We start from the raw sequence: 10560 nt of genomic DNA on the forward strand, positions 1-10560 counted from the left end.
CATAACGACGACGTCGGACCGGTCGAGCGCTCGGCCGGTCCGGCGGTTTTTGAGGCAGGGCCTCGATAGCGTAGCGCGGAACCCACGGTAGTCTTGCGCGAGGTGCGGCGCTGACGAAGCTCACGCGCCATTTCTTATGCCCTCGGCGCTTCCGTCAGCCGCACTAGTCCTGGCTCAGTGCTTCGGTAGGAGAACCAGCAACCCGATGAATCCACGCCTTGGCATCGCTTGCCTTGCGGCGTTCGCGGTCACCGCGCTCGTCGTCGCAGGGGTAGGCTGTTCGAAAGGTTACGGCACCGGCACTGTGCCCGTTCCGTCGCCGAGCCCGAGCGGCACGGCAGGCCCCGACACGATCTACGTCCAGAACTCGAACCAGATCCTCGCGGTCCGTAAGTACACGAACGCGGCGAAAGCGAACGGCTTCGTACTTCCGGACGCGCGGCTCGACACGGGCAACATCAGCAATCCGGACGTCGTCTACGATCCCGTCAGCGATACGCTGTGGTTCCCCGAAGCGGGCTCGCCGAACACGAAGATCCTCATGTGGACGGCTGCGTCGACGAAGAACGACGAGAACGCGAACGTCGTCATCCCGTTCCCCAACGGCGAAGGCACCGCGTCGTTCGATCCCGTCCATCATCTCTTGTTCGTCGGCGTCGATACCGGCCCGACGGTCGCCGTTTTCGCGAATCCCGAGACCATGACGGACTCCGCGACGCCCGCCGCGACTATCACGCTCGGCATCACCGATCCCGACGGCAACCGTCCGCAGGAGATGCTCTACGACCCCGGCACCGATCGCCTCTTCGTCAGCGATAACGGCGTCAGCGTCGCCGCGTTCAACAACTTCGGCACGAACGCCGAGAACGCGGTCACGTCGATGACGAACCCGACGATCAACGCCGATCAGACGATGACCGGATTCTTCAGCCCAGACGGCCTCGCGTACGCGCCGCCGCCGAACGACCAGCTGTACGTCGGCGAGCAGCGCAGTCCGGGTGACGTCGTCGTCATCAAAGGCGCGAGCACGTTCAACGGTCCGATCTCCCACTCGCAGATGATCTCCGGACTATCAAAGCCGGGCGGCATGCAGTACGAGAACATCCGTGATCTGCTCTTCATCTACGACACGTCGCCGATCTACGTGCTCAAGAACGCGCTCACGATCCACGGTACGATCAATTCGCTCATCGCGAACGGCAGCGCCCACGTGATCAACGACGGCAGCTCGGTACAGAACGAAGGTTTCGGCATCGCGCTCGTCACCGACCCGATACCCCCGTCTCCCTCGCCGTCGCCGTCGATATCGCCCTCACCGTCGCCGTCGCCGAGCGCCGCGATACTCTTCCATCACCACCACTAGGGGACAACTCCCGAATCTGAGCGCGCGCTCAGGAAACGACCGCGGCGGTCGACCATAAAGGTCGACCGCTCCCGTTCCTTAGGCCTAGAAGCCGAGTTGGCGGCCGATGACCATGCGCTGCACTTCGTTCGTGCCCTCGCCGATCTCGTTCACTTTGCAGTCGCGCCAGTAGCGAGAGACCGGATACTCGTCCATGAACCCATACCCGCCGTGGATCTGGACGGCCGAGTTCGCACAACGACGCGACACTTCACCTGAATAGAGTTTCGCCATCGCGGCGGCCTGCGCGAAGTCGCGGCCTTGATCTTTCAGCCACGCCGCCTTGAGAACCGCGGTCCGCGCGAGGTCGATCTCGACCGCCATATCGACGAGCTGGAACTGCACCGCCTGGAACTTCGAGATCGGCTGTCCGAACTGGCGGCGATCCTTCGCGTAGCGTGCAGACGCGTCGTAGCACGCTTGCGCGAGACCGACAGACAGCGCACCGACGCTGATGCGTCCGCCGTCGAGCGTGTCGAGGAACTGCTTGAATCCGTTGCCGCGCCGTCCGAGGAGATTCTCTTCCGGAACTTGCGCGTTCTGGAACGACAGCTCGCGCGTGTCGGATGCCCGCCAACCCATCTTCTTATACGGCTTCGCTCGCGTGTAGCCCGCCGTGTCTTGAGGCACGATGATGTTCGATATCTCGGGCTTACCGTTCGAACCGGATGCGGTGACGGCTGTGATGGTCACGCCGGCGCTGATCGGCGTGCCGGCGTTTGTGATGAAGCACTTCGTTCCGTTGATCACCCACTCGCCGCTGCTCAGCGCCGCGGTCGTCTTCGTCGCGCCCGCATCGGAGCCGGCTTGCGGCTCGGTAAGACCGAACGCCCACAAGCTTTCGCCGCGTGCGAGGGGCGTAAGGTAGCGTTCCTTTTGCGCCTCGGTGCCGAACATGAAGATCGGCGACGCGCCGAGCGATACGTGCGCGGCCATCGTGATGCCGACCGACGCGTCGCCGCGCCCGATCTCCATCACCGCGAGCGCGTACGATATGGTATCCGCGCCGGCGCCGCCGTAACGCTCTGGAAAAGGGAGACCCAACAGGCCGAGAGCGCCCATTTTCTTGACGACATCGAGCGGAAATTCCGAGTTCGCATCCCAGTGCTCGGCATGCGGCGCGATCTCCGCCTCTGCGAACTCGCGACAGAGTTTTTGCACGTCGAGCTGATCGTTCGTCAGGTCGAAATCCATCGAGGCGGAGCATTGGCCAAGCATCCGAGGGGTCCCCGCCGAACCCGGCGAACCTCGTCTCGCGCGCATGATCGTTTTCCAGAACGTGAGCCTCGTCTATCCGAACGGCGTCCACGCGCTCACGAACGTCGACCTGACGGTTTCTCGCGGCGAGTTCATCTTTTTGGTCGGGAGCACCGGTCAAGGGAAGTCGACGCTGCTCAAGTGCGTCTACCGCGAAGTCTCGCCGACGACCGGCGACGTCAGCGTCGACGGGCGCCTTCTCTCCGGAATGCCGCGCGGTCAGATACCGATGCTCCGCCGCAAAGTCGGCGTCGTGTTCCAAGACTTCCGCCTGCTCCACCAAAAGACGGTCTGGGAGAACGTCGCGTACGCGCTCCAAGTGACGGGCGCCGGTTCGCGCGACGTGCTGCGTCGCGTGCCCCGGATGCTCGACCTCGTCGGCATCGCGCACAAGAGCAAGATGTTCCCGCACGAATTGTCCGGCGGCGAACAGCAGCGTACCGCGATCGCGCGATCGCTCGTCAACAATCCGCTCATCCTCCTGTGCGACGAGCCGACCGGCAACCTCGATCCGGAGACGTCGGGCGAGATCATGGCGCTTCTCGCGCGCATCAACGCCAAGGGCACGACGGTCGTCGTCGCGACGCACAACCAAGCGATCGTCGACCGCATGCGCCGTCGTGTCGTGCGTCTCGTCAACGGACGCATCGCGCACGACGAAGAGCAAGGACGCTACCACGTTGGATTGGGGTAAAGTCCGCTTTTTCTGGGCGGAAGTCGCCCAAAATTTCACGCGCAACCTGACCATGGCCGTGACGGCGATCGGGACCGTCGCGATCGCGATCGTCCTGCTCGGAGTCTTCCTTTTCCTACGGCAATCGTTCGATCTGGCGATCGCGACCGTCGCCGGCCAGATCAGCGTACGCGCGTACCTCAAGGACAGCACGCCCCAAGATGAGATAGACTCGATGATGCAGGCGCTGCGCGCCGATCCGCGCGTCGCGTCGGTCCGTTTCATCGACAAAAAGCACGCGATGGCAGACCTGCGCAAACAGATGCGCGGTCAGATGAACCTCGACGTTATCAACGTCAATCCCCTTCCGGACACGGTCGAGATCGTTCCGCGCGATCCGTACGACGCACCGGCGATCGCGTCGGCCGTCGAGCTGAAGCCGATCGTCGCGAAGGTGAATGATGGCGGCAACGTCACCAACGAGCTGCTCAAGGTCGACGCGGTGTTCAGCGCGGCCGGCCTCGCGATCGTCGCGATGCTCATCCTCGCGACCGTCCTCCTCATCTACAACACGATCCGGCTCACCGTCTTCGCGCGTCAGCGCGAGATCCACATCATGCAGCTCGTCGGCGCGACGCGCTGGACCGTCCGCTGGCCATTCGTGTTCGAAGGCATCCTCTCGGGAGCGATCGGCGCGATCTTCGGTCTCATCGTCTTGTCGATCGCTTACCGTACGCTCGTGCCGAAGATCGAGCTCAATCTTCCTTTCTTGCCGCTCAAGCTCGAGAGCGTCCCCGCAGGGCATCTCGCGCTCGAGCTGCTGCTCGTCGGAACGATCGTCGGGATGCTCGCGAGCCTCGTCTCGGTCGGCCGCTACTTGCGCACGACGTGAGGATGAACCGATTGCGCACGGCGCTCGCCGCCTTGATGGTCGCCGCCGTATTGCCGATCGCGCTCGGCGGCGACCGCGCGATCGCATCGACGCCGACACCGGTGCCGTTGTCGGTCCGGATCAAGCAGAAGCAGGCGATCATCGAGGCGACGCGGCGCAAGCTTGAAGCGAGCCAGCGGAACCTCCATCAAGCGCGCTACAAGGTGCTGACGATCTCGCAGGCGCTCGACGAGACGCAACAGAGCATCGCTCGCGTCGACGACGACCTCACGCACCTCTCCGGCACGATCGGTGCGACCGAGAAGCGCCTCAAGGTGCGTAAGACGCAACTTGCCGCCGTCCAATCGAGCCTCGACCTGCATCGCCAATCGCTCGACTACCGGCTCGTCGACGTCTACGAATACGGACCGACCACGTATCTCGAAGCGCTGCTCGACTCGTCGTCCTTCGTCGACTTCATCCAGCGCTGGGATTACATCCACTACATCATCAAAGCCGACAGCGATCTCATCAACCTCATCAATAAGGATGAGGCCGCGTACGAACGCGTCGTCGCCGCGCTCGAGCAGACGGAGAACCAGCTGAGCGAGCAGCAGCTCGAGCAGCAGCGCGCACGACAGCAGCTCGGCGCGCTCGCCGACGAGCGCCAGCAGCTCCTCTCCGTCGCGCAAGCGCAGCGCAACGTCGTCGCGCAGCAGGTGTACGAGCTCGAGAACCTGACCGCCGCGGAAGAGGCGCGCTTGCAGGCGCTCATAGTCGAGAAACAGCGCGAGGATGCGCTTGCCGTCGAGCACGCGAAACTCGCCGCGTGCCAGGCGCGCAGGGCTGCAGCGGTCGCCGCAGGACTGCCGGCGCCGAAATGCATTCCCGGCCTCGGTGGCCCTGTCCAGTTCGCATGGCCCGTGCGCGGTCCGATCACATCGCCGTTCGGGATGCGCGTCGACCCGGTGACCGGTCAGTATCAGCTCCACTCCGGCATCGACATCGGCGCGGACTACGGCGTGCCGATCACGGCGTCGGCGGACGGAAACGTGATCTACGCCGGATGGTACGGCGGCTACGGCAACGCGATCATCATCGATCACGGCGGCGGCTGGTCGACGCTCTACGCACATTGCTCCGCGATGTACGTCTCGGCTAACCAGCCCGTGCGTCAGGGTCAAGTCATCGGCGCCATCGGCGCGACCGGCTGGGCGACCGGACCGCATCTGCACTTCGAGATCCGCCGCAACGGCGTACCGCTCGACCCGCTCTCTAAGCTTTAGGGGAAAGCGACCGCTCCGGAGGACGCGTGAGCCGCGCTAAACCTTGCGGAGCTTGCTGACGTTACAATAGATATGAGCCAGGCCGCGATTGGGTAGCCCTTGAAATAAAGACCTCTCCCGACCCCGATGCTTGTCCCGCATTCGTGAAAGGAAACCCCGCTTACCGTGCCCGTCAAAGTCCGCATCTTCACCGTCTTCATCCTCGTCGTAGCCGTCCTCGCGGCCGTCTGGTTCGGATACGTCCGTCGATCCGCCGACGAAAACCCGGTGCATCGCATGCTCGTCGCCTACGAGGCGAACGGGTTCGGCAGCGATGGCGCCGACGGCGGCGCTCAGTCGCTCACCGATGAGCAAGACGTCGCCATCCTCGACTACAGCTACGAGAAGCTGCAAGAGTCGTACTACAAACCGGTCGACTCGAGCGTCCTCGTGCACGGCGAACTGAACGGGCTGACCTCATACCTCAAGGCGCAGCATGTCGCCGCCGCATTCGGCGCGGGCGCCGATCCGAGCGAAGACGGCGCCAATTCACTGCTCCGCTCCGCGTTCGCGACGTACGGCGCCAAGTACGGTGACGACAATCTCACCTTCGCGGCCGTCTCGGGCATGCTGAACTCGCTCGGCGACCCGTACACCGTGTTCCTCGATCCGCGCGACAACCGGTCGCTCACCGAGCTCATCGACGGCGGGAACTTCGGCGGCATCGGCATTTACATCGGGCAGGACGACAAGTCGAAGCAGACGGTCATCATCGAGCCGATCACCGGAACGCCCGCCGATCGCGCGGGGCTCAAAGCCGGCGACATCATCGTTTCGGTCGACGGTCACGCGACCAAAGGCCTTCAGCTCGATCCGGTCATGAACCTGATCCGCGGCAAGGCCGGCACGACCGCGCACCTGCTCGTGCAGCGCCAAGGTCAAGCGCCGCATACGTACGCGGTGACGCGCGAAGAGATCCACGTGCCGTCGGTCGCCTACCGGATGCTCGACCAGGATGTCGGCTACATCCAACTGTTCGATTTCGGCGACACGTCGGCTGAAGAAGTGAACACCGCACTTGCCAAGCTTTCGGGTCAAGGTGCGAAAGCGTTCGTCCTCGACCTGCGCAACAACGGCGGCGGGCTGCTGAACGCGGCAGTCGACATCTCATCGAAGTTCATCGCCGACGGCCCGATCGTGTCGATCATCGATCGCAGTGGCCGCATCGAGACGCGCGACGCGAACGGCGACGCGATTTCGCGCAAACCGCTCGTCGTGCTCGTCAACCAGTTCTCGGCGAGCGCCTCGGAGATCACCGCCGGCGCCATCCAAGACACGAAAGTCGGGGCGCTCATCGGCGTCAAGACGTTCGGCAAAGGCGTCGTCCAGACGATCTACCCCTTGCCGGGCTTGAGCGCCATCAAGATCACGACTGCTCGCTACGTGACGCCTGCCGGGCGCGACATCAACAAGAAGGGCATCGTTCCCAACATAGTCGTCCCGATGGATCCGCGGCTCGTCGGCATCCCGACGCGCGACGTCCAGTTGCGAGCCGCCCTCGAGGACATCAAGAAACAGCTCGCGCTCGCGCACTAGAGGTCTTCGACACGTGAAAAGTCGCCGATATACCGCGGCGTTCGCCGCCGCACTGCTCGTCACGGCCCTCGGCTGGGCTGTCTCAGCGAACGCCGACGACGTCAACCGCGCGATGCTCGACTTCGCGTTCTCGCGCGCGCAGACGCAGTTCTATAAGCCGACGTCGGATCAAGCGCTGCTCGACGGCGCCGTCTCCGGCATGCGCCTCGCGGTCGCGGCGAAGCACGGCGACCCGAGCAAACTGCCGGCGCTGCGGTCGCGCAACAATCAGGCCGCCGATACGATCCAGCTCAACGACGAACTGGCCTTCGCATCGGTTCGTTTCGACAAGACGGTGGGCGAGAAAGAGCTCAGCTACGCGGCGATCAAGGGCATGATGGAGTCGCTTCACGACCGGTGGACCGTCTTCATGGACCCGAAAGAATATCGCGGCCTCAACGAGGGGCTCGACGGCGGGAACTTCCCGGGCGTCGGCGTCTTGATCGTCATCGATCAGGCGACGCAATCGCCGCAGGTCGTCCAAACGATCGACGGCGGTCCAGCGGCGAAGGCCGGCGTCGAGACGGGCGACATCTTGACCGCCGTCAACGGCAAACCGACGAAGGGCCTTTCGCTCGATCAAGACAGCGGCTTGCTGCGCGGCAAGGAAGGGACGCCCGTCGATCTGACGGTGTCGCGCAAGAGCAGCGCCGCGCCGCTCACCTTCCATGTCTTGCGCGCGACGATCCATGAGCCGAGCGTCATCGGCACGGTCATCGACGGCGACATCGGCTACGTGCGCGTCTCCGTCTTCGGATCGACCACCGGTCAAGAGATGTCGGACGCGCTGTCGAAGCTCGATGCGCAAGGCGTCAAAGGCTATGTGCTCGACCTGCGCAACAACGGCGGCGGTTATCTCGACGCGGCGATCGACGTCTCGTCGAAGTTCATCCCCGACGGTCCCATCGTCTCGATCGACAGCCGCACGCAGCCGCTGACGACGTTCGATGCGGACGCGACGTCGATCGCGATGCGCCCACTGGCCGTGCTCGTCAACGGATTTACCGCGAGCGCATCGGAGATTACGTCGGGTGCCATCCAGGACTCCGGCGCCGGCGTCATCGTCGGCACGCGCACGTTCGGCAAGGGCGTCGTGCAGACGATCTATCCGATGCCGGACGGCAGCGCCGTGAAGATCACGACCGCGCGCTACCTGACGCCGAAGGGCCGCGACATCAACTCGATCGGTATCGCGCCAGATATCGTCGTGCCGGATGTGAAGCCGAGCGATCTTGGCAACCCGCAGACCGACGCGCAGTTGCAGCGAGCGGCCGCGTATATCGAGTCCAAGATCCCACCCTCTCAATCGTAGAGGCCCTGGCGGTATCCTAGGGAGCGGTCGAGATTTATCTCGACCGCCGCGGCCTTTCCTAAACAAAAAGGGAGCGGTCGAGATTTATCTCGACCGCCGCGGCCTTTCCTAAACAAAAAGGGAGCGGTCGAGATTTATCTCGACCGCCACGGTCTGACCTCAGCCGCGAAGGTCGACCGCCCCCGCCGTTAAACCAATAGGCATGGCGCAACCCGTTTGGTCGCCCACGGCCGAGCATATCGAAAACGCGAACATCACCGCCTTCATGCGATCCGAGAAGATCGGCTCGCTTGAAGCGCTCTGGGATTTCGCTCGCGCCGACATCGCCGGTTTCTACGATCGGCTGCTGCGCTTCATCGGGCTGTCGTGGTTCGAGCCGTACGAGCAGGTCCTCGACCTGACGCGCGGTGCGCCATTCGCGCGGTGGTTCTCGAGCGGCCGATACAACGCGTCGCACAACTGCTTGGACAAATACGTCGACGCAGGCCGCGGCGATAGCGAAGCGCTCGTCTGGGAAGGCGAAGACGGCGCGATCCGCTCGTACACGTTCGCCCAGCTGCTCGCCGAAGTGTGCCGGCTGGCGGGCGCGTTGCGCTCGCTCGGTGTCGAGTCGGGCGACGCGGTCGGCATCTACATGCCGCTGCTTCCCGAGACGGCGATCGCGCTGCTCGCGATCGGTCGCATCGGCGCGATCGCCGTGCCTGCGTTTTCGGGCTACGGCGCGCCCGCGCTCGCGACACGCCTCGCGGATTCCGGCGCGAAGGTGCTCATCACCGCGGACGGCGTGCCGCGCCGCGGCAAGATCGTCGACATGAAGTCGAACGCGGATGCGGCGCTTCGCGATGCGCCGAGCGTGCGCAACGTCGTCGTCGTGCGCAGGACGCGAGCCGACGTGCCGTGGACGCGAGGCCGCGACATCGATTGGGAAGACGCGCTGCGCGATCAGCCGGGAGAACTCGACGCGGTGCGAACGGCCGCTAACGACCCGTATCTCTTGCTCTACACGTCAGGGTCTACCGGAAAGCCGAAAGGCGCGGTCCACGGCCACGCCGGCTTTCCCGTCAAGGTGCAGGTCGACCAATTCCTGTGTTTCGACGTCAAACCGGCCGACCGCATGCTCTGGTTCACCGACATGGGATGGATGATGGGGCCGTTCCTCGTGCTTGGTGCACTCGGTCTCGGCGCGACAATCGTGCTCTACGAGGGGACGCCCGACTATCCGGCGCCCGACCGGCTGTGGAACGTCGTCGCGCGTCATCGCGCGACGCACCTCGGCATCGCGCCGACGGCCATCCGCAGCCTCATGGTGCATGGCGACGACCAGCCGGCGCGCCACGATCTGTCGTCGCTGCGCGTCCTCGGATCGAGCGGCGAGGCGTGGAATCCAGAGCCCTACAAATGGTTCTCGCATCACGTCGGGCGCGACCGCTGCCCGATCATCAACTATTCGGGCGGTACGGAAGTGAGCGGCGGCATCCTCGGCTGTTTTCCGATCCGGCCGCTGGTCCCGTGCGCGTTCCACGGACCTGTTCCCGGCATGGATGCCGACGTCGTCGAGGCGGACGGCCGCTCGGTGCGCGGTGAAGTCGGCGAGCTCGTCATGCGCCAAACGTGGCCGGGCATGACGCAAGGGTTTTGGCATGACGACGAGCGCTATCTCTCGACGTACTGGTCGCGCTTCCCCGACGTCTGGGTGCACGGCGATTGGGCGAGCGTCGACGCTGACGGCTATTGGTACATCCACGGGCGTTCGGACGACACGATCAACGTCGCGGGCAAGCGGGTTGGGCCGGCCGAGTACGAGAGCGCGCTCGTCGCGCATCGCTCGGTGAAGGAAGCCGCCGCGATCGCGGTGCCGGACGACCTCAAAGGCGAATCCGTCGTGTGTCTCGTCATCCTGCGCCCTGGCGAGAAAGAGAGCGAAGACCTCCGCACGGAGCTCGGCCGAACGGTCGCGCAGTCGCTCGGCAAGGCGCTCGCGCCGAAAGCGATCCGCTTCGTCGACGATCTGCCGCGGACGCGTAACGCGAAGATGATGCGTCGAGTCGCGCGAGCGCGCTACCTCAGACGCTCGGAGCTCGGCGATCTGTCTGCCCTCGAGAATCCGGCGTCGCTCGAGGCCATCGACGCAGCGCGATGACTCCG

8 protein-coding genes are annotated in these 10560 nt (G+C 64.5%); 7 read left to right on the forward strand and 1 reads right to left on the reverse strand.

Annotated elements, in window-relative coordinates; all coding sequences use genetic code 11:
- Positions 1-205: 205 nt before the first annotated feature.
- Positions 206-1363 carry a hypothetical protein gene (locus VFO25_06340; protein ID HET9342513.1) on the forward strand — a complete coding sequence of 386 codons (1158 nt, stop codon included), beginning with the start codon at positions 206-208 and terminating at the stop codon, positions 1361-1363.
- A gap of 84 nt (positions 1364-1447) precedes the next feature.
- Here VFO25_06340 and VFO25_06345 read toward each other — a convergent pair whose 3' ends face one another.
- Positions 1448-2665: an acyl-CoA dehydrogenase family protein gene (locus tag VFO25_06345; protein ID HET9342514.1), complete on the reverse strand. Its 1218-nt coding sequence runs from the start codon at positions 2663-2665 to the stop codon at positions 1448-1450.
- Here VFO25_06345 and ftsE point away from each other — a divergent pair.
- From ftsE to VFO25_06375, 6 genes are all read left to right on the forward strand, one after another.
- Entirely contained in the window at positions 2664-3353 is a 690-nt protein-coding gene (ftsE, locus tag VFO25_06350; protein HET9342515.1) for a cell division ATP-binding protein FtsE, read from the forward strand. The genes VFO25_06345 and ftsE overlap by 2 nt on opposite strands.
- The gene (gene ftsX / locus VFO25_06355; protein ID HET9342516.1) at positions 3340-4224 is read left to right on the forward strand and encodes a permease-like cell division protein FtsX; all 885 of its coding nucleotides are present in this window, start codon (positions 3340-3342) and stop codon (positions 4222-4224) included. Before ftsE ends, ftsX begins: the two co-directional genes overlap by 14 nt.
- A 2-nt stretch (positions 4225-4226) precedes the next feature.
- Complete coding sequence (locus VFO25_06360; GenBank protein ID HET9342517.1) at positions 4227-5489, forward strand: peptidoglycan DD-metalloendopeptidase family protein; 1263 nt, start codon at positions 4227-4229, stop codon at positions 5487-5489.
- A gap of 165 nt (positions 5490-5654) precedes the next feature.
- Positions 5655-7064 carry a S41 family peptidase gene (locus tag VFO25_06365; protein HET9342518.1) on the forward strand — a complete coding sequence of 470 codons (1410 nt, stop codon included), beginning with the start codon at positions 5655-5657 and terminating at the stop codon, positions 7062-7064.
- Between the two features lie 13 nt (positions 7065-7077).
- On the forward strand, positions 7078-8415 hold the full coding sequence (locus tag VFO25_06370; GenBank protein HET9342519.1) for a S41 family peptidase: 1338 nt from the start codon (positions 7078-7080) through the stop codon (positions 8413-8415).
- Between the two features lie 202 nt (positions 8416-8617).
- On the forward strand, positions 8618-10555 hold the full coding sequence (locus VFO25_06375) for an AMP-binding protein (protein ID HET9342520.1): 1938 nt from the start codon (positions 8618-8620) through the stop codon (positions 10553-10555).
- Positions 10556-10560: the final 5 nt, after the last annotated feature.

It is taken from the genome of Candidatus Eremiobacteraceae bacterium, from assembly GCA_035710745.1.
In the GTDB taxonomy this organism is placed as follows: domain Bacteria; phylum Vulcanimicrobiota; class Vulcanimicrobiia; order Eremiobacterales; family Eremiobacteraceae; genus JANWLL01.